The following is a 22940-nucleotide window of genomic DNA, read 5'->3' as shown; positions in this document are numbered from 1 at the left end:
GCGTCAGTGCCCCGCGAACCGGCCCGCGAGGGCACGCAGCACCCGGGAACGCCCGGCACGCGGCACGGTCCAGAGCACCTGTCCCCGGACTCCCCAGCCCGCGAGGAGGGCGTTGGCGGCCATGAACCCCGAGGTCGCCGCGCGCTCCATCAGGGCCACGGGCAGACCGGTGCGGACCAGGTCGCCCGCGAGGGTCACACGCGGATGGGGCGTACGCACGGCCGGCCGGCGGTGGTAGCCGCCCACGGAGAAGACGGGGCAGTCGGCACGCCATTCGTGGCAGGAGTCGACCACACGGGCTTCCGCCGTCTCCGGATAGACCTCGTGCAGCCGGTCGAGCATCCGGCGCTGCACCTTCTCGGGCTCCGCGCCCCCGTCGACGGCGTAGGCGTGCAGTTCGACGACGGAACCGCCCGTCCGGGCCGCCCAGCGTGCCGATTCGCCCTCCCAGCGGTCGAGGACGCTGATGTTGTCGAGCCCGTCGAACCCACTGGTGCCGAGGAACCCCGCGCGGGAGTCGTGCACCGGGCGGTCGAGCCACAGCCGGGACACGAGGAACGGCGGCGCCGTGCGCAGGGAGTCGACACCGGCCCGCCAGGACGCGTCCCCCAACTGCTCCGAGGCGCCCACCACCTGACGCAGACCACCCGTGTCCAGAGCCAGGACCACCGCCCGGTGACGGTCCGCCGCACCTTCGGTCTCCACGGTCAGGTCCCCTCCGGCGGCCGGGGCGACGCGGTGTACCGGGGTGCCGGTGCGCACATCCGCGCCGAGGTTCCGCAGATAGCCGCCGAGAGGCTCCCAGAGCGCCTGCGGGAAGGGCTCACGCGGCACGTCGAAGAGGAGCCCCTCGGACGACCCGAGGAAGTAGATGTGGAACATCAGCAGCAGTTCGGCGGCGGACAGGTCCCGGGGGTCGGCGAAGAAACTGCGCGAGAACACCTCGAAGGCGAGGTGGCGGGCGGCTTCAGGGAAGTCGATCCGCCGCAGGAAGTCCTCGGCGCCGACCCCGTCGAACCGCTCGTACACCTCGGGGACCCGCACGTCGAGGAGGGGCAGCGCCTCGCGGGGGTTCATCGCCGCGAGGTCGCGCCAGCCGAACGACGGGCTGAGGGCCACGAATCCGAGCGCGCTCCACGGAGGCGTCCTCGGCACCCGGGCGAAACCGTCCGCCATACCGTTCCGGTGCAGGAGCGGGTAGTCCGGAAGCGGGGTGAGCATCGCGAGAGCGGGGTCAGCACGACGCAACAGTCCGCGCAGGTTGTAGTACTGGCGGAAGAAGGCGTGGAAGCCACGGCTCATCGTCGCCCCCGACCCGTCGGCGAGGCGGACGGGCCATCCGGCCAGACGGCCGCCGAGGGACTCGCCCCGTTCGTACAGCGTCACGCGGACACCGCGTTCGGCGAGGGCCGTCGCCGCCGCGAGACCGGCGACACCACCACCGATCACCGCGGCCGAAGGGGCATCACCGGTGAAGCGCTCGCGCCCCGGCTCCGGCATGATCACCTCGGCCCTGCGGTCACGTCCGTGCCGGGTCGCGTCGGGGCGGAGCCCGCGGGCTCTCACGACGCCTCGGTCCCGACGCGCGCCGCACCGTTCCGGGCCAGGAACGTGTGGACGATGCCGGTCTGCCAGCCGGCGACGGGAACGGTCCGCACGAAGGGGAACCCGGCCCGGGCGACACGGTGCGCGAAGGCGGGCGCCGTGTCGAACGCGAGGACACTGCGCCACAGATGGTGGTACAGCTGCCGGTCGCCCGTCAGCGTACCGGCCGGGACGATGACACCCCGGCAGACCGTGTTCCACACCGCCCGGTGCACGGGAGAGCCGCTGAGGCTGTACTCATGGACGAGCAGGCGGCCGCGGGGGCTCAGCAGGGCGCGTACGGACCGGAGGACCCTGCCGGGGTCGGCGACGTTGCGGAAGAGGTAGGCGGCGAACACGGCGTCGTAGGAGCCGTCGTCGTCGGTCGTCCGGAGATCCTCGGCGGACCGGTGCAGGAAACGGACGTTCGGAGGCCAGCGCTTGGCGCGCGCCCGCTCCAGCATTCCCGCCGAGGCGTCGACCGCGGTGATCCGGGCGTACGGGGCCGCCCGCAGCAGGGCCCGCGTGGACGCGCCCGTTCCGCAGCCGAGGTCGAGCACGCGCAGTCCCCCTCCACCACGCGGCAGCCGCAGGCGGTGCGCCGAGCGCAGGAGATCGGAGCGGTAGCCAGGATTCAGCGAGGTGAGCCGGTCGTAGGTGAGCGACGCGTGATCGAAGGCGCGTGCCAGGTCGTGGTCCCGCAGCAGGGTCATCAGGGGCTCTCTTCGGGTCGGCCGGCGGCCCGGCGGGTGAGGAAGGGGAGTTCGGCCGCGGTGCGGAGCATCGGGCCCACGGGCGTACGCAGGCCGATCCCGAACTCCTCCCACGGTGTGCTCCCGCCGTCGAGGAAACGCAGCAGCCGCTCCATGGGCACACGGCGGAAGAGGTCGGTGAAGAAGCGCGGTCCGTCCACGCGTCCGGTGTCCAGCGCCCGCAGCAGCACCGCGTCCATGGCGAGGGCCCTGCGGCCGTGCGGCGGCGGGACACCAGGGCGCCCCCGGTGCACGGCGGTGGCGACGGCCCGCCCCTGGCGCTGCACGGCGGCGAACGTGTAGCCGGTCGCCGGACGGGTGGCGCCCCCGGCGGCCCCGACACGGAACACGGCCCGGCCGGACCGGCGGGGGAACCGCGCGTCGGTCATGGGGATCACGCCCTGTTCGGCCGACTCCACGGCGAACCGGCCGAGCCCCAGGACGTCCCCGGTGTACTGCCGAAGAGAGGCCTCGTACGCGGCCGTCGGGAGCGGGGCACGGGAGAACTCGGTGTACTCGACCAGCGCCCGGTCAGCCGCCAGCGGCAGGACGTAGCCGAACGCGAGGCCGTGGCGGGGCTGCGGAACCCGGAAGTCCATGAGGTCCGCCACTGCGGGATCGAAGCGGGGGACGGCGGTGCGCACGAACCAGCCGCGGAAGTGCTGCAGCAACAGGGTGCGGTGCGGCGGTGTGTCCCGCGCGGGCCGCGAGTCGAACACGTATCTGCCGCGCAGGGTCAGCGGTTCCCCGTCCGCCGTCGTGCAGCGCACCTCGGCGCCGTACGGTGCGTCGCGCACCTGGTGGGCGGTGGCACGTACGACGCGCGCCGCCGGGGCCGCGGCCAGACGGGAGTGGACCAGCCGTTCGAAGGGACCCGAGCGCACCATGCGGTAACGCAGCGGCGCGGGGTCCGACTCCACGACGACGCCGTCCGGCCCCCGGACCCGCAGTCTCCGCCAGGAGGCGACGACGGCCTCCTCGAACTCGCCGGTCCCCGCCTCCCAGTAGCACCAGGTGCGTTCCGCAGGCCGCAGCGGTCCGTCGGGCGCCTCGACGAGCGTCACCCCCGTACCGGTCCTCGTGAGCCAGTGGGCCAGACAGAGCCCGGCGGCACCGCCGCCCACGACGACGGCATCGTCCACCCGCCCCCGGGAGCGCCCGGTCACGTCCCGGTGGTCCGCGCGGCAGCCCGGTCGGCCAGCACCTCGCGTGCCGCTCTGCTGCCGGAGGCGAGCGCGCCCTGCACCGACCCGGTTGCCCGGTGGTCCCCGCAGACGTACCGGCCCCGCGCGAAGCGCGTCGTACGGCTCAGCGGCCACGGAGGCCGCATCGCCGGCAGGGCGCCCTGAACGGTGTAGGAGGCCACCGTCTCCCAGGTGCTCGTGTCCGTGTCGTAGAGCTCGGCCAGCCGCGCGCGGACCGTCCTCTCCCCGCCGGGCGGGCCCGCGCCGAGCACGGAGGTCGACACGAGTGCCGTGCCGGGGGGGAGCGTAGGAGGGGGCCACCTCGGTGAGGACGCAACTGTTCAGGACGGCGAGACCGCTGTCGACGACCAGGGTGGGTTCGGTCAGCGGCGAACGGTCGGCCGCGTGGTAGTACGTCGTCACCGTGCGGCTGTCCGGTACCGGCAGGCCGGGCAGGAGACGGGCCGCGGTGGCGGAGTCCGTCGCCACGACGACGGTGCCGGCCGGCCGTTCACCGCCGTCCGCCAGGAGCACCCCGGAGTCCGTGACCTCGGCGACGGCCGAGTCCAGCCGGAGCGCGCCCTCCGGCAGCCCGTCGGCCAGTTGGGCCGGCACGGCGCCGATGCCGTGGGCGGGCAGACAGAGCGTGCCGCGCGCCATGCTGCGCCAGACCAGGTGCAGGAAGCGCGCGGAGGTCTCCAGGCCCTCCTCCAGGAACACCCCGGAGAGGAACGGCCGCAGGAGGTCCTCGATCGCGAGCGGTGACAGCCCGGCGCGCACGAGCGCCTCCGAAGCGGTGCGATCGGTCATCCGGCCCACGCGTTTCGCCGGGAGCAGGACGTCGCGGGCGGTCAGCGCGGCGAGAGCGGCGAGGTCCCGGGCCGGGAGCACCCGCCCGGGCAGCAGCTCCCCGGCGTCCCCCGGACGCCGGGTGGGGTCGGTGAGGCGCACCCGGCCCGAGGACGTGCGGGCGACGAGACCCGGCGTGAACGGGCGCAGACGCAGGGCGCGCAGATCGAGACGTTTCTTCACCTGCGGGTAGGAGGTGTTGAACACCTGGAATCCCCGGTCCAGCAGGAAGCCGTCCCGGCGGTCCGTGCGCATCCGGCCCCCCACCCCGTCGGAGGCCTCCAGCAGTTCGACGCGCAGGCCCGCGCCGCTGAGGTCGAGCGCGCAGGCCAGCCCCGCCAGACCTGCGCCCACGACGACTGCGTCCGGCGGCGGTGGGTGCTGTGGGTTCGTCATCCGTGCCCCTCGGCTTGGTCCCCCCCCGTGCGGCTGACGGGCTGCCAAGCCGATCACGTCCGGAGCCCGGAAGCCAGCAGCCGCCACGGAGACCGCACCTTCGTGTGACCCGTCTGCCGGACGGACGTCCGCATCCGGCCCCGGTCGCGCCCGGACGGTCGGCCGGTCAGCCAGCCGGACGACGCAGAACCGAGTGCGTCGCCGAATGTACGGCGTCACGTGATTCGTCCGTCCGGCCGACCGTCTCGAAACCGTGGTGGCCGTTCGGCACGTCGGTCACCTCGCGGTCCGTGTCGACCCGCGGATCGGCCCGGACCCGTCCCACCGCGTCCGCCACCTCGTCGGCGGCCTGCCGCGGGGTGGGGCGGGGCCTGGCGGGGTAACGGCCGCCGTGGACGAAGAGCAGCGCGGAACGGGGGCCCCGAGCGGAAGACGGCAGGTACAGGTCGATGTCGTCGGTCCGCCGCGCCCGTCAACCGTCCGCCGTGCCGTACCTCCTACTGCGGCCGGCCCAGCGCCCATCCCGACACGTCGGACAGACGGCCGCGCCACAGAGGCAGTCGCAGGGATCCCGTACCGCCGAACACCATCGTGGCGTCCCTGAGATGAATCCACCGCGGCAGCTGCGAGGTTCCGGTCCCGCCTCCCAGCTCCCTGATCCCCTGGTCCACCGTCTCCGGGAACTCCGCGATCAGATTCGCGCCTTCGCCCTCGACCTGGCGGAGGCTTCGCGCCCAGTCCGCCTTCCACGCCTCATGGCCGATCACGTCTCCGTGGAGGACGCCTCCGGCGAGAGCGAGGGTGATCGGCAGGCTGGAGCGCTGTTCTCTGTCCAGCAGCTGGATCAGCAGCTGCAACTGAAGATCGGGCACCGGCTCCGTCACCACCGGGGTCGTTTCCAACCGTGTCTCGACGCTCTCACTCATGGCCCACTCCCTTCACCTGACATGCGGCAGGTGACAGCCCGTATGCCCCGGGCGGCAGCCGTCACACGTCCGCGAACCGGCTGGACGTATGTGAGGAGGCTGAGGGCCGTGGCCGCCCGGTCCGGAGGCTTCAGCCGGTACCTGGGCGGCTGACCGGCCGCACGCGGGGCACGGGTGCGCCACCACTCCTCGTGGTGGCGCACCCGCATGTGCTCGTCACAGGAAGCGGCGGATCGGCACGACCGCCGCCTCACGCATCCTCTGCACGGGAGAACGGCGCTTCCACCGGGCCCCGTCGATCAGCGTGCTCTTCTCCACGTCCTCGTCGAAGTGACCGTCCAGCGTGGCGGTGAACTCCGGGTCCAGCACCGCGAGCATCACTTCCTCGTCGTGCTCGAGCGAGCGGCGGTTGAAGTTCGTCGACCCGATCAGCGAGGCGACACCGTCCACCGTCAGCGCCTTGGTGTGGAGCATGGTCGGCTGGTACTGGTAGATCTTCACCCCGCAGGCGGTGAGATCCTCGTAGAAGTTCTGGCCGGCCAGCTGGCACACCCGCTTGTCCGTGTGCGGCCCGGGGAGCAGGATCTCCACGGTCACGCCCCGGCGCGCGGCGGCGCACAGCACCTCGATGAAGTACGCGTCGGGCGCGAAGTACGCCGTGGTGAGCCGCACCCGCTCCTCTGCGGACTCGAGAACGACGCGGAGCAGCGTCTGCATGTCCTGCCAGCCGAATCCGGCCGATCCTCGTACCACCTGGACGATCGCGTCGCCGTGCTGCGTGGCGTCCACGAACCTGTCGCGGTCGGTGAACAGCTCGTCGTGGCACTCCGCCCAGTTCTGCGCGAACGCGGCGGCCAGACCGTCCACCGCCGGGCCCTGCACCCGCACATGCGTGTCCCGCCACTCGGTCTCGTCGCGGGCGTCGCCGCACCATTCCTCGGCTATCCCGACCCCGCCGGTGAACGCCGTCATCTCATCGGTGATGAGGACCTTGCGATGGCAGCGGTGGTTCTGCTTGAGAGGGGAGAGGTACAGCGGCTTGCGGAACCAGGCCACCTCCACCCCCGCCTCCTCCATCATCGCCAGCTGGCCCTTCTCGATGAGCCGCGAACCGAACCCGTCGAGCAGCAGCCTCACCCGCACACCGGCGCGCGCACGCTCCGACAGCGCCTCCGCGAACTCGCGGGCGATGTCCCCGCGCCAGTACACGAACGTCATCATGTCCACGGTGTGCTCGGCACCACGGATGGAATCCAGCATCGAGGCGAAGATCTGGTCCCCGTTGCGGAGAGGGACGAGCTTGTTCCCCTCGGTCGCGGCGATACCGATCAGACGTTCCAGCCTCCGGCGCAGCCTCTGCACGCGTTCCGCGTACAGAGGGGCGTCGACGGGTCTGGAATGCGCGGTTCGCTGCTCTATGTGGCTGGACATCTCTCACCTTTTCGTACGGATGGCAACGGGGCAGGGCGACTGTACTCCTGGGGTGTCACGCCCTCCGGGACCGCCCGCGGTGCCGGGGCCACAGGCCGGTGACCCCGGTACCGCTCGCCTGGCCGAAAGCCGTGGGCCCGGTTACCCGCATCGGGGCGCGCACCTAGGATGCGTCCCATGCCTGACCCCCTGCCCCGCCCTGAGCCGTTCATCCAGCAGACCTCTCCCGCGGCGCTCGAGGACCTGCGCGTCCGACTCCGGGCGACGCGCTGGCCGGACGCGCCCGAGGAGGCCGGATGGTCCCTCGGGACCGACCTGGCCTACCTGCGAGAGCTCGTGGACTACTGGGCGGAGAGCTTCGACTGGCCTGCGCAGGAGGCGGCGCTCGCCAGCCTTCCCCGCTTCCGGGTCCCGGTGGGCGGCCTCGGGATCCATTTCGTGCACGCCCGGGCCGTCGCGCCTGTCGGACCCGCTCTACCGGTCATCCTCAGCCACGGGTGGCCCGATTCGTTCTGGCGCTATTCCAAAGTCGTCCCGCTCCTCACCGACCCCGGCGCGCACGGCGCCGATCCCGCGGACGCGTTCGACGTGATCGTGCCCGACATGCCGGGTTTCGGCTACTCGGACCGGCCTGTCGGCCCGCCCCTCGACTCCATCGCCGTCGCCGGCCTGTGGGCAGAGCTCATGACCGTCCTCGGCTACGAGACGTTCGGTGCGGCGGGCGGGGACGTCGGCAGCCACGTGAGCCGCTACCTAGGCCTCGACCACCCCGACCGGGTCGTCGCCGTCCACCGCACCGACGGCGGGCTGCCCGTCTTCCGCGGGGACCCCGCGGACCTCTCTCCGGAGGAGCGGTCCTGGATCGAGGGCACGGCCGCCTGGAGCGCGACCGAGGGCGCCTACGCCGCGATCCACCGCACGAAGCCACAGACCGCCGCCTTCGGGCTCAACGACTCACCGGCCGGGCTCGCGGCGTGGATCGTGGAGAAGCTCCAGGCCTGGAGCGACTGCGACGGTGACATCGAGCGGAGCTACACCAAGGACGAGATCCTGACGAACGTCACGCTCTACTGGCTGACGGAGACGATCGGGTCGTCCATGCGCATGTACCGGGCGAACAGCGCGATCCCGCCGGAACAGCTCGCCCGGCGGGTCGAGGTGCCGTCCGGCTTCTCACTGTTCTCGGGCGACGTCGTCCGCCCGCCGCGGGCGTGGCTGGAGCGCAGCACGAACATGGTGAGCCTGACGGAGCCCGAGCGCGGCGGGCACTTCGCCGCGTTCGAGGAGCCCGAGCTCTTCGCGGAGGAGCTCCGCGCCTTCTTCCGCCCCTACCGCGCGGCCGCCACGGGCTGAGACACGGCCGTGCCGCGGAGGCCGCGGTACGGCCGCGTGGCGCGACCGCACCGGCTGTGCGTGACCCACATCACAGAGGCTGCCGGGAACTGGCACGCGTTCCTCTCCGACTACTCGACCGCCTGATCACGGGTCCGCCCGTCCCGCGCGCGTAGAGGAGACCACTCATGTCCGTCGAGCCGGCTGTCCGCACCTCCGGTGATCCGGAGGAGGCCCGAGAACCCGGTCCGCCGGGAGCACGCTCCGCGTGGGCGTCCCTCCGGCCGCTCGTGCTGAGGCTGCACTTCTACGCCGGTGTGCTCGTCGCACCGTTCCTGCTGGTCGCCGCCACGACGGGCCTCCTGTACGCGGCTTCGTACCAGGTGGAGAGGACCGTGTACGCCGATGAGCTGCGGGTGCCTGTGGGCGGGAGCGACCTGCCGGTCTCGCGACAGGTGGCGGCGGCCCGCGAGGCGCATCCCGAGGGGGAGGTCGGCGCGGTCAGGCCGTCGCCGGAGGACGGCGCGACGACCCGGGTCCTCCTGTCAGGAGTGCCGGGGGTGGACGCCGACCACACGCTCGCCGTGTTCGTGAACCCGTACACGGGTCAGGTGACCGGAGCGCTCGAGCAGTACGGGTCGACCGGGGCACTGCCCCTGCGCACCTGGATCGACGAACTCCATCGCGATCTGCACCTGGGACAGCCGGGCCGCCTGTACAGCGAACTCGCCGCCAGCTGGCTGTGGGTGACAGCCGCCGGCGGCTTGGTGCTGTGGTTCGGACGCCGCCGGGCACGACGGAAGGTGCGCGGTACGACAGGTCGCAGGCGCACCCTCTCGCTGCACGGCACGGTCGGCGCGTGGGTGGCCGTCGGCCTCTTCTTCGTGTCGGCGACAGGCCTGACCTGGTCGACCTACGCGGGGCAGAACGTCACGGACCTGCGCGAGGCCGTCGGCCAGACGACCCCGGTCCTCGAGGCGGGTGTGACGTCCGGGGGCGACCACGCCGAGCACATGGGCTCGGGTGGCACCGCGGGGGCGCGGGGCGAGGACATCGGACTCGACGCCGCTCTGAGCACGGCTCGCGGCGAGGGCCTCTCGAATCCGGTGGAGATAGTCCCCCCTGCCGATGCCTCGTCCGGGTACGTCGTGCGGCAGATCCAGCGCAGCTGGCCCGAGAAGCAGGACGCCGTCGCCATCGACCCGGCGACCGGCGAGGTCACGGACGTGGTGCGGTTCGCCGACTACCCGGTGCTCGCCAAACTGACCCGCTGGGGCATCGACGCGCACACCGGCGTGCTGTTCGGAGCGGTCAACCAGCTCGTGCTCATCGCCCTCTGCTCCGGCCTGATCCTGTTGATCGTGCTGGGCTACCGGATGTGGTGGCAGCGCGGACGGGGCTCCGCCTTCGGCCGTCCGCTGCCGCGGGGCGCGTGGCAGAAGGTCCCGCCCCACGTGCTGGTGCCCCTGATGGCGGCCGTGGCCGCCCTGGGGTACTTCGTACCGTTGCTCGGCATCCCGCTGGCCGCGTTCCTCGCCCTGGACATCGTGCTCGGTGAGTACGCCTACCGGCGCGGCAGGCGTACCTACGCCGTCGACTGACAGGACACGCGGGCCCCGCGCCGGACGCGGGGCCCGTCGGTGCCGGACCGTCATGTGCGGGGAGGCGGCGGGTTGTCCACGGGTACGGGCGGCCCGCGGCTTCCCGGCGGAGGCGACGTACGACAGTATTGAGCTGTGCCTACCCACGCGGACAGGATCGAGCTGAGCGAGGACGAACTTCGCGCGATCACGGGCTATGCGGCCGACTGCGCGCGTACGGTGCTGCCGATCTTCGAGGACGGTCTGCCCGCTGACACCCGCCCACGCGACGCGGTCGACGCGGCGCGGACCTTCGCCGAGGGCGGGCCCCGCACGAACAGCTTGCGGCAGAGCGCGTGGGCGGCGTACAAGGCCGCGGGAGGAGCCGGATCACCCGGCGCGGCCGACGCGGCACGAGCGGCGAGCCATGCGGCCGCCGCCGCGTTCCTGCATCCCAGGGCGAGCGCCCATCAGGTGAAGCACGTCCTCGGCGCGGCGGCCCACGCGGTGCGAGCGGAGGAACTGGCGGACGCGGAGGGCCGGCCCGGCGCGGCGGAGACCCTCGACCGGGCCCGCCGTCGCGCGCCGGCAGCGGTCACCGCGGTGCTCGGCCGTCTGCCCGGCGCACCCTCCGGGGGCGGACGGGTGGGAGAGCTCATCCGTGAACTCGACGCGGCTCTCCGCGGCTGAGGGCTGGTCAGGTGCCGCGGGGATGCCGTGGAGAACTCCTTCGCGCGGGCGACACGGACGACGTCGAACGCCCTTACCCCGCCGATCCACGTATCGTGCGCACCCACCTGCGAAGGACCGGCCGTGGGCGGCAGGACGGGCCCGCCATGAAGCCGGGCCGGTGTCACCGAGCTGTGCGGGCCGCGTTGTTCGCGGCCGTCTGCGTGCTGCTCGCGGCGACGGGCCACGTCCTCATGTCGGGCACACCGGTGCCCGGGTGGGTGCTGTTCGCAGCGCTCGCGGGCACGACCGCGGCCGCCTGGTTCCTCGCCGGCCGTGAGAGGGGAGTGCTCGCCGTCACCACGGCGGCTGTAGCGGCACAGACCGCCCTCCACGCGGGATTCACGTACGCGCAGTCCCTGGCCCCGCCACCGCCGCTGCCCAATGAGTCGTTCGCCCGGCAGTGGGCCGGGAAACTGCTGTGCGGGGACGGCGCGACCTTACTCTCCGAGCGGGACGCGGTCGCGATCGTCACGGACGCCGGACTGGGAAGCCTCATCTCCCGGCCGCCTCCCGGGACCTTCGCCCCGGCGGCCGATCCGGTCGGACACAGTCATCACGCCATGCACGGCGTGCCCATCGACGCCGCCGGGACGGTGCAGGCCGTGCACGGAGGGCAGGGCGTGTTCGCCGCGGCTCCGACGGGGATGCTCGCGGCCCACCTGCTGGCCGCCCTCCTGTGCGGCCTGTGGCTCGCGTACGGGGAGCGGGCCTTCTTCCGGGTCCTGCGTGCCCTCGCGTGGTGCCTCCGGACGCCGCTCCATCTCCTTCTCCGTCTTGCCGCGCCCCCACGGCGTCCCCGCCGGAGCGTTCGACGCCGGCCTGCACAGCAGTCGTTCACGCAGCTCCTGCTCGTCCACAGCATCACCTCGCGGGGCCCGCCGAGGGGAACGGCTGCCGTCCGGGCCCTCCGTGCGGGGTCAGGTCCGACCCGCCCGGTGGCCCCGGCCTCGTCCGGTCCGACCCGACCCGGACGAAACGCCCTGGCGGCAGTGGGCTTCCCCGAGCGCGCGGAGCACTGAGCAGCGCCTCGGGCATCGGTGCTGCCTGACGGCAGGCCGTCCCCCTCACCGGTACGCCTCGCGCGTCGCCGGACCTCACGCGTCTGTAAGGACCTTGTGGCGATGACTCATGCCCAGCACCCACCCGCCCACGGAACGCCGGCTCCGACACGGCCCACCCGCGCCTCCGGTACGACGGCACAGCCGTCCAGCTCTGCCTCCGACGTGACGGCGACGCGGCTGGCGCTGGCGGCCCGGGACGGCGACCCCGTGCAGACGGACCGTTTCGTACGGGTACTGCACCGCGACGTCTGGCGCTATGTCGCCCACCTCAGCGCGGACACCCAGGCGGCCGACGACCTCACCCAGGACGTCTTCCTCCGGGCGCTCACCGGCCTGCCCGGGTTCGAGGGCCGTTCGTCCGCCCGCACATGGCTTCTTGCCATCGCCCGCCGGACCGTGGCGGACAGCTTCCGGCATGCCGCCGCCCGGCCCAGACTCGCGGACCGTGCGGACTGGCAGAGGGCGGCGGAGCAGGCCCAGCCGTGCAACACACCCGGCTTCGAGGAGGGGGTCGTCCTCGCCGAGCTGCTGTCGTCGATCCCGGCGGACCGACGTGAGGCGTTCGTCCTCACCCAACTCCTCGGCGTCCCCTACGCGGAGGCCGCCACGGTGATCGGCTGCCCCGTCGGCACGGTGCGCTCGCGCGTCGCCCGAGCGCGCATCGCGCTGATCGAACTGCTCACGGACGTCCGCCCCGAGCCGGGCGCCCTCACGCGGGGCGGCGTGCCGCAGCAGGTCCGGTCGCCGTCCGCCGCACGCGTCTCGCACGCTCCCAGAACGCTGCCCGACCTCGGACATGTGTGAGGTGCCGGGGTGCTGTGCGTGGTCACCGTCTCAGCGTCCGTCCGCGTGCACGCGGTCCCCGGCCGGAGCGTGGTGGGGCTCCGGCGTGTCCGCCGGGGAGGGCGAGAGTGAACGAGGAGGGGTGGCGGGCCGGCGCTCGGCCGCGCCGCACGGTGAGCACGGCGAGGCATCCGAGGATCAGGACGACACCGGCCCAGCCCACCGGGGGGAGGCGTTCGCCGACGACCAGGACCGCCAGGACGGCAGCGACCGCGGGTTCCAGGAGGGTCAGGGCGGTGGCGGTGCTCGCCGGGACGTGTGCGAGACCCCAGCCGAACAGGACGTAGCCGAGGAACATGGGGACCAGAGCCATGTAGGCACCGACGGCTGCGCCGGACCAGGAGTCCAGCAGTGGCGCCCCGGTCGTCAGCAGCACGGGCACGAGCAGCAGTCCGCCGATTCCGAACACGGTGCCCATGGCCGCGCCGGAGGTGATGCCACGGCTGATCAGGCGGTGGGCCGCCCATGAGTAGACGGCGTAGGTGAGACCGGCGACCAGGCCGAGAGCCACGCCGAGCACGGTGGAACCCGTGGAACGGGAGCCGGGCCCGGAGTGGGGCCCGCCGGTCGCTTCGGCCACGCACAGCAGCACGGTCCCGGTCAGCCCCAGGACGGCGCCCGTGATCCAGCGGCGGGTGAGGCGACGGCCGTCGAAGCCCCGCTCGACCAGCGCAGAGGCGAGCGGGGCGGAGCCGATCGAGACCACGGTGCCGGTGGCGACCCCGGCCAGGTGCATGCTGCTGTAGAAGGCCGGCGGATAGACGCCCACGGCCAGGGCCCCGATCAGCACGACACCGCGCCGGGTACGCAACCGGGGCGCCTCCCGTCGGATCGCGGGGGCTGCGACGACGGCTTGGAACAGTCCTCCCAGTCCCATGGCGACGGCTCCGATCGCCAGGGGGCCCACGTCCGGGGCGAACGTCGCGGCGGTGCCCGTGGTGCCCCACAGCACCGAGGCGAGCAGGACGCACATCGGGCCCATGCCGACGGGCGCGGGCACGCGTCCGGCGGCCGTCGTCACCGCCGCTCCAGCAGATCCGCGGCCATGGCCCGCGCGTGCTCGACACGATCGGCCGTGCCTTCGAGACCGGCGCGTGCCATCGCCCCCTCGAGCAGGAACGCCAGGTGCTCCGCGAGCGGGTGGACCTCCTCGGGCCGGCCGCTCATCAACTGTCCTACGTGTTCCGCGAGAAGCGTCTCGACCTGCTCCTTGTGGCGGCGCACCGCCGCCCGTCCCTCGTCGCCGGCCGGCAGCTCGGCGGCGGCGTTGAGCAGGCCGCAGCCGCGGAAGCCGCGCTCGTAGGCGAACCGCGCATGGTCGGCGTAGGCGTCGAAGACCGCCAGTACGCCGTCGCGGCCGTCCTGGGCACCCTCCATTCGGTGCCGGTACAGGTCCATCCACTCCTCGTGCCTCGCATCCAGGTAGGCGAGTACCAGATCCGCCTTGGAGGAGAAGTTGTTGTACAGGCTCATCTTCGCGACACCCGCTTCGGCGGTGATCGTGTCGACACCCGTGGCCGACACGCCGTCCGCGTAGAAGCGGCGAGCGGCCGCGTCGAGCAGCTTCCGGCGCGCGGCGCCCTGTCGCTTCCTGGGCTGTGGTGGTTCGGGGGCCGTCCCGGCCATCTCGCTCCCTCCCTTGATTAGGTAGGTCAGTCTACATATTCAGATGACCCTGCCTGACGTCGACGATGGCGGGCCGGTCGGCAGCACGCCCGGCCGACGATGTGATGCGGGTCACTCCCGACCGCTGTGGGTCGGTCGTAGGCGATCGTGAGCCGAATGGACTCCCGTTTCCTCGGTATCACCGAGCTGACCGAGGCCCCGGCCGTGGCGGTCGTCGTCGACGTCATGCGTGCCTTCACCGTGGCTGCCTGGGCTCTTGGCCAGGGTGCGGAAAAGATCGTCCTCGCCGGATCGCTGGACGAGGCCCTGGCCCTCAAGGCGTGCCATCCGGATCGGCTGGCGCTCAAGGACGGGCCGCCCGCACCGGGATTCGACCTGGTCAACTCGCCGGGCCTGCTGCGGTCCGCCGACCTCACCGGGCGGACCGTCGTGCAGAAGACCACGGCAGGGACGGTCGGCGCCCTGGCGGTGAAGGAGGCTTCGCTGGTGCTGTGCGCCGGTTTCGTGGTGGCGGAGGCCACGGCCCGGACGCTGCGGGCACGCGGGTGCGACGGCGCCACGTTCGTGGTCACCGGCGAGGACGGGAGGGCCGATGAGGATCTGGCCTGCGCCGAGTACATCGCCCGGAAGACCACCGACGACGGGACGGACGCGGGCGAGTTCCTCCGCCGTGCCGCCGCGTCGCGCGCGGCTGCCGAACTGGCGGAGGGCGTTCGTCAGGGAGTCCATCCCGATGATGTCGCGCTCTGCCTCGAACTCGACCGCTTTCCCTTCGCCGTGGTGGCGACCCTGGAGGACTCGCTCATGGTCCTGCGTCCGTGTGCCGCGCCGCCGAGTCCGGACGACAGCGAGATCTGACGGCTCCTCGGGAGGCGGCGCCGGACCTCAGAACTCGACCGTCGCCGCCTTGCGGATCGACGCGTTCATGTTGCGCTCCATCATCCGCAGAGCCGCCTGCGCCAGGTCCCGGTGGATATGGGCGACCGCGTCGTCCGGAACGGTCACCTCCAGGTGACGGATGTGCGCGTCGAGGGCCGAGTACAGGACGCACTGCTCGGTGACCTGACCGCAGAGGACAACGCGGCTCACGTCCAGCTGGGACAAGAGGTAGGTCAGGGGCGTCTCGTAGAAGATCGAGTGCCGGACCTTCACGACGAACAGCGAGTCGTCGTCTGGCAACAAGGGCTCCACCAGGTCCCTGTGAGGGCCCGCGAGCGTCGCCTCGATGATCTCGCCGTGGTGGGAGCGCCATTCGCCGAAGTTGTCGTTCACGTAGATCACCGGTACGCCGTCGTCCCTGGCCCGCTCGACGAGCCCGACGATTCGGGGGAGTGCCTCGCGTACGGAGGGGATGAGGATCTCGGCATCCGGGTGGCTGTACGTGTTGAGCATGTCGATGACGACGAGGGCGCTTCGGCTCATGGTCGTCCGTCCTCAGTGCCGGCGGAGGCAGAACGGATGCCCCGCCGGGTCGGCGTACACGCGGAACTTGCGCTCGCCGCCCCGGTCGTCGAGATCCAGGGGCGTGGCACCCAGCGCCAGCACCTCCCGCTGCGCCCGCTCGATGTCCGTCACCTCGAAGTCAAGGTGTTCCTGCTGGGAGTTGCGATCACCCCGTGGCCACTCCGGCGGCCGGTGGTCCGGTGCCTTCTGGAAGGCGATGCGCGCGCCGCCCGGGACGTAGAGGTCGTACCAGTCCGGGTAGTCGTTCCTCACCTCGCCGCCCAGGACACCCTGGTAGAACGCGGCGAGGGATCTGGGGTCGGGGCAGTCGAGAGCGACGAGGCTGTAGGTGGCGATGGGCATGTCCGGTCCTTTCGTCAAGTGCCGCGCTTGTGCGTGTTCCCGACGGGATCACGCCTCGGGGACCTCACCGTCTCGGCACACCCGCACCGTTCGCAGAGTGGGATCGGCCGCGTCAGGAACGTTCATGCCGGCGTCGACTCCCGTGCGCAGGTACCGCAGCAGGGGTTCGGTGAGCCGCTCGCCCGGCAGTACGGCGGGAATGCCGGGAGGGTAAGGGGTCATCATCTCCGCTGCGACGCGTCCTGCGGCGTGCTCGGCCGGAAGGTCCTCGGTGGCGGCGAAATAGGCCTCTCGCGGTGGGCATGCCTGGTCAGGGCGCAGCTCGTCCGCCCCAGGGACCTCGACTGCCGGCCCGGGGCCGAGAGCGTGTCCCTGCCGGGAGAGGTCGCGCAGGGCGTCCAACAGGCGGCCGGCCGTGTCTCTGTCGTCGGCATGGGTGAACTGGGCGCTGATGCGCCGGTGGTCGACGATGTGCATGTCGACGTGATGGTGTTCGCGGAGCCAGTCGGCCGCCCGGTATCCACTGGTTCCGAGGTCATTCACGTCGATGATCACAGGAAGGGGGTCGAACTCCGCGGCCTTTCCGGGCCCGCAGAAGTCCTCGTATCCGTTCACGTGCATCCCGTCGAGCTCTTCGATCAGCTGCCGTACCTCCGCGGCAAGGCCGAGTGCCCCGGACAGCAGGGCATGCCCCTCCATGACCATCTGTCGTCGCCAGCCGTCGATGCCGGCGTACAGCAGCACGGAGGGGCTGGTGGTTCCGAGCAGATCCGCACGCGAGGCCAGCGTGTCGTGGTCGACGAGATCGCCCCGCAGGTGGAAGACCGAGCCCTGTTCGAGGCCGCTGCCCATCTTGTGGATGCTGGTGACGCACACGTCGGCGCCGGAGTCCATGGCCCAGGAGGGCAGGTCCGGGTGGAACGGCAGGTGGGCGCCCCACGCCTCGTCGACGATGAGCGGCCGGCCACGCCGGTGGCACACCTCGGCGATGGCCCGCAGGTCGGCGGCGGAACCGTACGGGGTGGGGCTGGTGACGAGGGCCCCGCAGGCGTCCGGGTGCCGGCCGAAGGCCCGCTCGTACGCTTCGGCGGACGGTGGATGGGCCAGATGGCGTTCCGGATCCCACTGGGGTTCCACCCAGACGGGCTCCACTCCGCACAGGATCAGTCCGGCGACGACGGACTTGTGGGCGTCCCGGCCGATCAGCAGTCTCCGTCCGGGGGCGGCGACGCTGAGCATGGCAGCCTTCACCGACAAGGAACTGCCGCAGGTGGAGAAGAACGTGTGCTCGGCGTGCACCGCGTCGGCCATCAGTTCCTCGGCCCGCTGGAGCACGCCGGAGGTCTGGCGGCGGTCGTCCAGCCCGCCGATGGCGAGCAGGTCCCCGAAGAACACGGCGTCGCCCAGGACGGCGCGTACCGCCGGGTCCGCTCCGCGCGCCTGCTTGTGGCCGGGTGGGGTGAACGCCAGTTCTCCCTTCTCCTTGTAGGCGGCCAGTGCATCGAGAACGGGTGCTTCGTGGTGGTCTGCACGCATGTCAGGGCGCCTTCCCGCTGGTGGTCGGGGCAATCACGGTCAGGGAAGGGGCGTGCCGCCCGTCGCGTTCATGATCTCCCCGGTGATGAAGGACGCGTTCGACGACGCGAGGAAGACGTAGGCGGGTGCCATCTCGGCCGGCTGGGCGGGCCGGCCGAGCGGACTCTGCTTCCCGAACTCGGTGGTGTCGGGCATGGTCGCGGGGATGAGGGGCGTCCAGACCGGCCCTGGGGCGACCGCGTTGACCCGGATTCCGTCCGCTGCCAGCATCTGCGCCAGCCCCTGGGTGAAGGTGACGATGGCACCCTTGGTCATGGCGTAGTCCAGCAGGTGCGGACTGGGTTTGTAGGCCTGCACCGAGGTGGTGTTGATGATGGAGCCGCCGGCCGGGATGTGCGGGAGAGCGTTCTTGCACAGCCAGAACATGCCGTACAGGTTCGTACGCACCACGCGGTCGAACTGGGAGGTCGAGATGGCGGAGATGCCGTCCGGCTGCGACATCTGGTAGGCGGCGTTGTTCACCAGGACGTCGATCCTGCCGAACTCCGAGACCGCCTTCCCGACGAGAGTCCGGCACTCCTTCTCGTCCCTGATGTCACAGGCCACAGGCACCGCCGTCCGCCCGGCCTGTTCGACGAGCCGGGCGGTCTCCTCCGCCTCGCTCTCCTCGGCGGGCAGAAAGGTCAGCAGCACATCCGCCCCTTCGCGGGCGAAGGCCAGGGCGACGGCGCGGCCGATGCCGGAATCGCCGCCGGTGATGACGGCCTTGCGGTCGAGCAGGAGCCCGTGCCCCCGGTACGAGTCCTCACCGTGGTCCGGAGGCGGATCCATGGGGGCGGTCCGGCCGGGGTGCTCCTGCTGCTGCTGGGGGAATTCGGGCCGCGGGTGGCGCTGGGTCGGGTCCTGCGGCTGCTCGGCATCGGACATCGGTGTCTTCCTTTCCTCGTCGTCGCCTGAGGCGTGTCGTGCACGTGCCGCCGCGTTCCCCGGGGGCGGTCGGTCAATCATCCCGAGCGGATGAACTGCGGGCATGTTGAGCGGTGCGGCCCCGGATGAACCCCGAAGACGATAAATTCGAACAATGAGTTCTCCGACCGGGCCCGCCCCCGACACTTCGAACGGTGGCGGCCGGCTCCTCGCCGTCAGTGATCTCCATGTCGGCATCGCCGACAACCGTCCCGTCGCCGACAGCTTGCGCCCGTCCGGTGACGAGGACTGGCTCATCGTGGCGGGAGACGTGGCGGAGCAGGCCGAAGAGGTCGAGCGTGCGCTGGAACTGCTGGCGGGCCGATTCGCCCATGTGGTGTGGACCCCTGGAAACCACGAGCTCTGGACGGTGGAGAAGGACCCCGTGAGGCTGCGCGGCCAGAAGCGGTACGAACACCTCGTCCAGGTGTGCCGGGAGCTCGGCGTGACCACGCCCGAGGACCCCTACCCCCACTGGCAGGGCGAGGACGGTCCCGTTGCTGTCGCTCCCGTGTTCCTCCTGTACGACTACTCCTTCAGGGTTCCGGGCGTGACGTCGAAGGAGGAGTCCCTGGCGCGCGCGCACGAGGCGGGCGTCGTCTGCACCGACGAGTACCTCCTGCACCCCGACCCGTACGCGACCCGCGACGACTGGTGCCGGGCGCGGGTGGCACTCACCGAACAGCGGCTGGCCGCACACGACCCTGATGTCCCCCTCGTGATCGCCGGGCACTGGCCGCTGCTGCGCGAACCCACGTCGGTGATGTGGTACCCGGAGTTCGCCCAGTGGTGCGGTACGGAACTCACCGCCGACTGGCACCGTCGCTTCAACGTCGCCGCGGTCGTCTACGGGCATCTCCACATCCCCCGCACGACCTGGCACGACGGCGTGCGGTTCGAGGAGGTCTCGATCGGCTACCCCAGGGAGTGGCGCAAACGGGGCCATCCGCGCGGGCTGCTACGGCAGATCCTTCCTTACGGGGGGCAGGAGTCCCCGGCCATGAAGGGCGAGGGTTCGTGATCGAACGGCTTCTTCCCGCGTACGTCGCGTGCGCGGACACGCACGAGACCGATGCGCCGCCGGGCACCCTGTACCCGGAGGAGGCACGGCAGATCGCCACGAGCGTGGACCGTCGCAGACACGAGTTCGCGGCCGTACGCGCCTGCGCGAGACGGGCCATGGCCGACCTGGGACTGCCCCCGGCGCCGGTACTCTCGGGGCACCGGGGCCTGCCCCTGTGGCCCGAGGGGACCGTCGGCAGCATGACGCACTGCGACGGATATCGCGCGGCGGTGCTGGCGAGGTCCTCCGAGGTGCGCGCGGTCGGTATCGACGCCGAGCCGAACGCACCGCTCCCGCCCGACGTGTGGGAGGTGATATCCCTGCCTTCGGAACGGGCGAGGAGGCCTTTGGGCGTCGACAGCCGGACAGTTCACTGGGACCGCCTTCTGTTCAGCGCCAAGGAGAGTGTCTTCAAGACGTGGTTTCCGCTCACCCGGGTCGAACTCGACTTCTCCGAAGCGGACATCAGCTTCCGTACGGGTCCGGACAGTGCCACCGAAGGCACCTTCACCGCGGAGCTCTCGCAGGCCGCACCCGGGATGCCGAGGGCGTACGAGGGCAAGTGGCTGGTCGACGACGGCTTCGCGGTGACCGCGATCGTGCTTCCCGCGAGCCCCTCCGTCCGACGGCCGGTCGCGGCGTCGGCGTGACGCCGAGCACCGCGGTTCCGTGTCGGCCGTGCGTGGCTCGGCCCGTGCCACGGTGCAGGGCTCACGTTTCCGCGATCTGCTGAGGGGGCCCGTCGGCCGGCTCAGGGCCCTCTGCCGCGCCGTCACTGCATCGCGCAACCTCGATCGAGGATCTGCGGAACGGATGGGACAGCCATGTCGATTTCGCGCTGCGGAACCCCAACCTGTACCGGCTGATGAACTCACCGGCGATGCGGACTCCGCCGGCGTCCGCCGTCGAGGCGCACCGCATCCTGACACGCGACCTGGAGCGGGCTGCCGAGCAGGGCAAGCTGCGCATCGCCCCCGAGCCGGCCGCGCAGATGATCATGTCCGCCACCACTGGCGTGGCGCTCATGCTGGTGTCCCGGCCCGTGACGTTTCCCGACGCCGGCATGTCCGCGCGCGTCCGCGACGCGGTACACGCCGCCGTCTGCACATCGGACGTGACCACGGGCGCGCCCGTCGACGCGGAGGTGCCCTCCGCGGCCGCGAAGCTGGGTGCGCTGTTGCGCCGGTCGCACGGATCCGGGCTCAGCACGGCCGAATCGGCGCTGATGACCGAATGGCTGGACCGGGTGTCGAACGCGGAGCGCTGAGCCGTCCGTTCGGCACGCGGTCCGAGAGGACGAGGGGACGAGGGGGCGGGGAGTGGTGCCTCCGCTCCCCGCCCCGCTCGCCGCTGTGCGTGTCACCTCTGGTTCCGCTGCTCCTGCGCGAGAAGCTCGGGCCCGAGGTCCCCTGCCATCGCGTGCACCATCCGCAGGTGCGTGTCGGCTTCCGACTGCCGGCCCTGGCGCTCGAGGGTGCGCCCGAGCATCAGCCGGGCGTATTCCTCGACGGGGTTACGCCGCAGGACCTCACGCAGCTCCGTCTCTGCCTTGCCGAGCCGCGCCGAGTGGTAGTAGGCGCGCGCCAGCAGCAGCCTCGGCGCCACCTGCTCCGGCACCTCCTGCACCAGTCCGCCGAGGATCCGCGCGGCCGTCAGGTACTCCTTCGCCTCGAAGAACAGCTGCGCCCGGTCCCAGCGGTCGGCGGGCGTGCCGAACTCGTAGTAGGTGTCTTCCACTTCTCCTCCTCGGCCGTGGTGCTTCCAGCGGGGTCAACACCCCGAGGTAGTTAAACATTCCACTAAATATTCGGCGTGGGGACCGACGCTCCGCAGCCCAGCGGGAATAGGTTGTGCGCCATGAGCAATCTCGATCGCCAGGCCGCTCTCTCCGTCTGCGGGGGCCGTGGCTTCGTCGTCTCCGAGCCGGTGCGGGAACTCCTCGCCCCGCGCCGCGTCCAGCTCGGTGAGTCCACCGAGGTGCGCAGACTGCTTCCCAACCTCGGGCGCCGCATGGTCGGCGCCTGGGCGTTCGTGGACCACTACGGTCCCGACGACATCGCCGACGAGCCCGGGATGCAGGTGCCGCCGCACCCCCACATGGGCCTTCAGACGGTCAGCTGGCTCCACGAAGGAGAAGTCCTGCACCGGGACAGCCTGGGCAGCCTCCAGCAGATCCGGCCGCGCGAACTGGGGTTGATGACGTCCGGCAGGGCCATCAGCCACTCCGAGGAGAGCCCGAAACCGCACGCGAGGTCGCTGCACGGCGCCCAGCTCTGGGTGGCGCTGCCGGGCTCCGACCGTCATGTCGAGCCGCGCTTCGAGCACCACACCGACCTGCCCACCGTCACGGCACCAGGCATCACCGCCACCGTGATCCTCGGAGAGATCGACGGGGCCGCATCACCTGGCACGGCGTACACCCCGATCGTCGGAGCCGACCTGTCCCTGGCCGCCGGTACCGACGCCCGGCTGCCGCTGGACCCCGACTTCGAGTACGCCGTGCTGTCGATGTCCGGCGAGGCCGAGGTCGACGGTGTCCCGGTCCTGCCGGGATCGATGCTCTACCTCGGCTGCGGCCGCACCGAACTGCCGCTGCGCGCCGCCTCCGACGCCGGGCTGATGCTTCTCGGCGGCGAACCGTTCGAGGAGGAGATCGTCATGTGGTGGAACTTCGTCGGGCGCTCGCACGAGGAGATCGAGGAGGCCCGGCAGGCGTGGGAGGAGGGCTCCCGGTTCGGTGAGGTGCACGGCTACGACGGCGGCCGGCTGCCCGCTCCCGAACTGCCACCGGTGGCACTGAAACCGCGAGGAAGGGTGCGCTGACCCGGGGGTGGTGTTTCTCGACACCTACGGAAGTCATGAGGGGGCCACCCGAAATGCGGGCTGAGAACGCTGGACCACAGCAGCGGTGGCGCCTGAGACCGGCTCCCGGTCATCGCGCGCACTGTCTTGAGAGCGGCGCGACGGGACTGGTGCTCGACGGGCCCCACGAGGCGGAGCGCGGAACCCGGCCGGTGATGTGGAGCCACCACGGTGGCGCCAATCAGCACTGGCTACTGGTCACGCCCTTCGCCGCGCCGCCGAATTCCCGTTCGTGATCAGTCGTTCAGGATCGGCGCCACCGTCGTGATCCCGCTGCCGTCCGCTCTCCGGCCGCGGACCTGCGGCGTCTCGGCCCGCTGGGGCGGGCAGTTGCGCGCTCCGGTGTCGTCCCGGAGCGCGGCGGAGCCGGGGACGACGGCCCGCACGCGTCCCCGGCTCCGCACGGCCAAG

General features: G+C 71.8%; 23 protein-coding genes and 2 pseudogenes. 11 read left to right on the top strand and 14 right to left on the bottom strand.

Translation table 11 applies throughout. The annotated features are described in order from the left end of the window. Positions 1-3 precede the first annotated feature (3 nt). From LWJ43_RS01770 to LWJ43_RS01740, 6 genes and pseudogenes are all read right to left on the bottom strand, one after another. Positions 4-1500 carry an FAD-dependent oxidoreductase gene (locus LWJ43_RS01770; RefSeq protein ID WP_277335781.1) on the bottom strand — a complete coding sequence of 499 codons (1497 nt, stop codon included), beginning with the start codon at positions 1498-1500 and terminating at the stop codon, positions 4-6. Between the two features lie 62 nt (positions 1501-1562). Then, complete coding sequence (locus LWJ43_RS01765; protein ID WP_277330479.1) at positions 1563-2297, bottom strand: class I SAM-dependent methyltransferase; 735 nt, start codon at positions 2295-2297, stop codon at positions 1563-1565. Continuing rightward, positions 2297-3502 (bottom strand): lycopene cyclase family protein, encoded by a 1206-nt coding sequence (locus LWJ43_RS01760; RefSeq protein WP_277330478.1) that lies wholly within the window; start codon positions 3500-3502, stop codon positions 2297-2299. Before LWJ43_RS01760 ends, LWJ43_RS01765 begins: the two co-directional genes overlap by 1 nt. Next, positions 3499-4765, bottom strand: a pseudogene (locus tag LWJ43_RS01755) (NAD(P)/FAD-dependent oxidoreductase). Before LWJ43_RS01755 ends, LWJ43_RS01760 begins: the two are co-directional and overlap by 4 nt. Before the next feature lie 497 nt (positions 4766-5262). After that, positions 5263-5691: a hypothetical protein gene (locus tag LWJ43_RS01745; protein WP_277330477.1), complete on the bottom strand. Its 429-nt coding sequence runs from the start codon at positions 5689-5691 to the stop codon at positions 5263-5265. A 216-nt stretch (positions 5692-5907) separates the two neighbouring features. Then, on the bottom strand, positions 5908-7122 hold the full coding sequence (locus LWJ43_RS01740; protein WP_277330476.1) for a phospholipase D-like domain-containing protein: 1215 nt from the start codon (positions 7120-7122) through the stop codon (positions 5908-5910). 177 nt (positions 7123-7299) lie between these two features. Here LWJ43_RS01740 and LWJ43_RS01735 point away from each other — a divergent pair, with 177 nt between their 5' ends. The 5 genes from LWJ43_RS01735 (at position 7300) to LWJ43_RS01715 (ending at position 12631) form a co-directional block, all read left to right on the top strand. Next, positions 7300-8475 (top strand): epoxide hydrolase family protein, encoded by a 1176-nt coding sequence (locus LWJ43_RS01735; protein ID WP_277330475.1) that lies wholly within the window; start codon positions 7300-7302, stop codon positions 8473-8475. A 167-nt stretch (positions 8476-8642) separates the two neighbouring features. Continuing rightward, positions 8643-10055, top strand: coding sequence for a PepSY-associated TM helix domain-containing protein (locus LWJ43_RS01730; protein WP_277330474.1), 1413 nt, complete (start codon positions 8643-8645; stop codon positions 10053-10055). 135 nt (positions 10056-10190) lie between these two features. Next, positions 10191-10724, top strand: a complete 534-nt coding sequence (locus tag LWJ43_RS01725; RefSeq protein ID WP_277330473.1) for a putative immunity protein — start codon at positions 10191-10193, stop codon at positions 10722-10724. Between the two features lie 146 nt (positions 10725-10870). Beyond that, entirely contained in the window at positions 10871-11785 is a 915-nt protein-coding gene (locus tag LWJ43_RS01720) for a hypothetical protein (protein ID WP_277330472.1), read from the top strand. 102 nt (positions 11786-11887) lie between these two features. After that, positions 11888-12631 carry a sigma-70 family RNA polymerase sigma factor gene (locus LWJ43_RS01715; RefSeq protein ID WP_277330471.1) on the top strand — a complete coding sequence of 248 codons (744 nt, stop codon included), beginning with the start codon at positions 11888-11890 and terminating at the stop codon, positions 12629-12631. 22 nt (positions 12632-12653) lie between these two features. On the opposite strand, the gene LWJ43_RS01710 is transcribed toward LWJ43_RS01715, so the two are convergent. Beyond that, entirely contained in the window at positions 12654-13691 is a 1038-nt protein-coding gene (locus LWJ43_RS01710; protein WP_277330470.1) for a DMT family transporter, read from the bottom strand. Next, a complete protein-coding gene (locus tag LWJ43_RS01705) occupies positions 13688-14296 on the bottom strand; it encodes a TetR/AcrR family transcriptional regulator (protein ID WP_277330469.1) in 609 nt (202 codons plus the stop codon). The genes LWJ43_RS01710 and LWJ43_RS01705 overlap by 4 nt, the downstream gene beginning before the upstream one ends. Before the next feature lie 156 nt (positions 14297-14452). Here LWJ43_RS01705 and LWJ43_RS01700 point away from each other — a divergent pair, with 156 nt between their 5' ends. Next, on the top strand, positions 14453-15154 hold the full coding sequence (locus LWJ43_RS01700) for a 2-phosphosulfolactate phosphatase (protein ID WP_277330468.1): 702 nt from the start codon (positions 14453-14455) through the stop codon (positions 15152-15154). A 27-nt stretch (positions 15155-15181) separates the two neighbouring features. On the opposite strand, the gene LWJ43_RS01695 is transcribed toward LWJ43_RS01700, so the two are convergent. From LWJ43_RS01695 to LWJ43_RS01680, 4 genes are read right to left on the bottom strand one after another with little or no spacing between them, the layout of a single operon-like run. Beyond that, positions 15182-15718, bottom strand: a complete 537-nt coding sequence (locus LWJ43_RS01695) for a cysteine hydrolase family protein (RefSeq protein ID WP_277330467.1) — start codon at positions 15716-15718, stop codon at positions 15182-15184. A gap of 12 nt (positions 15719-15730) precedes the next feature. Then, positions 15731-16102, bottom strand: a complete 372-nt coding sequence (locus LWJ43_RS01690) for a VOC family protein (RefSeq protein ID WP_277330466.1) — start codon at positions 16100-16102, stop codon at positions 15731-15733. A 48-nt stretch (positions 16103-16150) separates the two neighbouring features. Next, a complete protein-coding gene (locus LWJ43_RS01685) occupies positions 16151-17638 on the bottom strand; it encodes an aminotransferase class I/II-fold pyridoxal phosphate-dependent enzyme (protein WP_277330465.1) in 1488 nt (495 codons plus the stop codon). A 39-nt stretch (positions 17639-17677) separates the two neighbouring features. Next, positions 17678-18565, bottom strand: a complete 888-nt coding sequence (locus LWJ43_RS01680; protein ID WP_277330464.1) for an SDR family oxidoreductase — start codon at positions 18563-18565, stop codon at positions 17678-17680. Positions 18566-18719: 154 nt separating this feature from the next. Here LWJ43_RS01680 and LWJ43_RS01675 point away from each other — a divergent pair, with 154 nt between their 5' ends. From LWJ43_RS01675 to LWJ43_RS01665, 3 genes and pseudogenes are all read left to right on the top strand, one after another. Then, a complete protein-coding gene (locus LWJ43_RS01675) occupies positions 18720-19625 on the top strand; it encodes a metallophosphoesterase family protein (RefSeq protein WP_277330463.1) in 906 nt (301 codons plus the stop codon). Continuing rightward, positions 19622-20317, top strand: coding sequence for a 4'-phosphopantetheinyl transferase family protein (locus LWJ43_RS01670; RefSeq protein WP_277330462.1), 696 nt, complete (start codon positions 19622-19624; stop codon positions 20315-20317). The genes LWJ43_RS01675 and LWJ43_RS01670 overlap by 4 nt, the downstream gene beginning before the upstream one ends. Before the next feature lie 143 nt (positions 20318-20460). Further along, positions 20461-20934 (top strand): annotated as a pseudogene (locus LWJ43_RS01665) (TetR/AcrR family transcriptional regulator); the annotation flags it as partial. Positions 20935-21026: 92 nt separating this feature from the next. Here LWJ43_RS01665 and LWJ43_RS01660 read toward each other — a convergent pair. Next, complete coding sequence (locus tag LWJ43_RS01660) at positions 21027-21404, bottom strand: tetratricopeptide repeat protein (RefSeq protein WP_277330461.1); 378 nt, start codon at positions 21402-21404, stop codon at positions 21027-21029. 120 nt (positions 21405-21524) lie between these two features. Here LWJ43_RS01660 and LWJ43_RS01655 point away from each other — a divergent pair, with 120 nt between their 5' ends. Both LWJ43_RS01655 and LWJ43_RS33005 read left to right on the top strand, forming a co-directional pair. Next, positions 21525-22490 (top strand): pirin family protein, encoded by a 966-nt coding sequence (locus LWJ43_RS01655; RefSeq protein WP_277330460.1) that lies wholly within the window; start codon positions 21525-21527, stop codon positions 22488-22490. A gap of 35 nt (positions 22491-22525) precedes the next feature. Continuing rightward, entirely contained in the window at positions 22526-22765 is a 240-nt protein-coding gene (locus LWJ43_RS33005) for an RICIN domain-containing protein (protein ID WP_462100858.1), read from the top strand. Here the strand turns inward: LWJ43_RS33005 and LWJ43_RS01650 are convergent, their stop codons facing one another. After that, positions 22766-22939 carry a hypothetical protein gene (locus LWJ43_RS01650; RefSeq protein WP_277330459.1) on the bottom strand — a complete coding sequence of 58 codons (174 nt, stop codon included), beginning with the start codon at positions 22937-22939 and terminating at the stop codon, positions 22766-22768. Position 22940: the final 1 nt, after the last annotated feature.

It is taken from the genome of Streptomyces sp. JH34, from assembly GCF_029428875.1.
In the GTDB taxonomy this organism is placed as follows: domain Bacteria; phylum Actinomycetota; class Actinomycetes; order Streptomycetales; family Streptomycetaceae; genus Streptomyces.
The sequence above is the reverse complement of the archived record's forward strand: the minus strand, read 5'-3'. Positions and strand labels throughout refer to the sequence as shown.

Coding starts and splice junctions, on each gene's coding strand:
- LWJ43_RS01685 (WP_277330465.1), bottom strand. CDS start 17,638: ATGCGTGCAGACCACCACGAAGCACCCGTTCTCGATGCACTGGCCGCC.
- LWJ43_RS01680 (WP_277330464.1), bottom strand. CDS start 18,565: ATGTCCGATGCCGAGCAGCCGCAGGACCCGACCCAGCGCCACCCGCGG.
- LWJ43_RS01765 (WP_277330479.1), bottom strand. CDS start 2,297: ATGACCCTGCTGCGGGACCACGACCTGGCACGCGCCTTCGATCACGCG.
- LWJ43_RS33005 (WP_462100858.1), top strand. CDS start 22,526: ATGAGGGGGCCACCCGAAATGCGGGCTGAGAACGCTGGACCACAGCAG.
- LWJ43_RS01770 (WP_277335781.1), bottom strand. CDS start 1,500: ATGCCGGAGCCGGGGCGCGAGCGCTTCACCGGTGATGCCCCTTCGGCC.
- LWJ43_RS01705 (WP_277330469.1), bottom strand. CDS start 14,296: ATGGCCGGGACGGCCCCCGAACCACCACAGCCCAGGAAGCGACAGGGC.
- LWJ43_RS01690 (WP_277330466.1), bottom strand. CDS start 16,102: ATGCCCATCGCCACCTACAGCCTCGTCGCTCTCGACTGCCCCGACCCC.
- LWJ43_RS01730 (WP_277330474.1), top strand. CDS start 8,643: ATGTCCGTCGAGCCGGCTGTCCGCACCTCCGGTGATCCGGAGGAGGCC.
- LWJ43_RS01700 (WP_277330468.1), top strand. CDS start 14,453: ATGGACTCCCGTTTCCTCGGTATCACCGAGCTGACCGAGGCCCCGGCC.
- LWJ43_RS01745 (WP_277330477.1), bottom strand. CDS start 5,691: ATGAGTGAGAGCGTCGAGACACGGTTGGAAACGACCCCGGTGGTGACG.
- LWJ43_RS01695 (WP_277330467.1), bottom strand. CDS start 15,718: ATGAGCCGAAGCGCCCTCGTCGTCATCGACATGCTCAACACGTACAGC.
- LWJ43_RS01715 (WP_277330471.1), top strand. CDS start 11,888: ATGACTCATGCCCAGCACCCACCCGCCCACGGAACGCCGGCTCCGACA.
- LWJ43_RS01720 (WP_277330472.1), top strand. CDS start 10,871: ATGAAGCCGGGCCGGTGTCACCGAGCTGTGCGGGCCGCGTTGTTCGCG.
- LWJ43_RS01735 (WP_277330475.1), top strand. CDS start 7,300: ATGCCTGACCCCCTGCCCCGCCCTGAGCCGTTCATCCAGCAGACCTCT.
- LWJ43_RS01675 (WP_277330463.1), top strand. CDS start 18,720: ATGAGTTCTCCGACCGGGCCCGCCCCCGACACTTCGAACGGTGGCGGC.
- LWJ43_RS01740 (WP_277330476.1), bottom strand. CDS start 7,122: ATGTCCAGCCACATAGAGCAGCGAACCGCGCATTCCAGACCCGTCGAC.
- LWJ43_RS01655 (WP_277330460.1), top strand. CDS start 21,525: ATGAGCAATCTCGATCGCCAGGCCGCTCTCTCCGTCTGCGGGGGCCGT.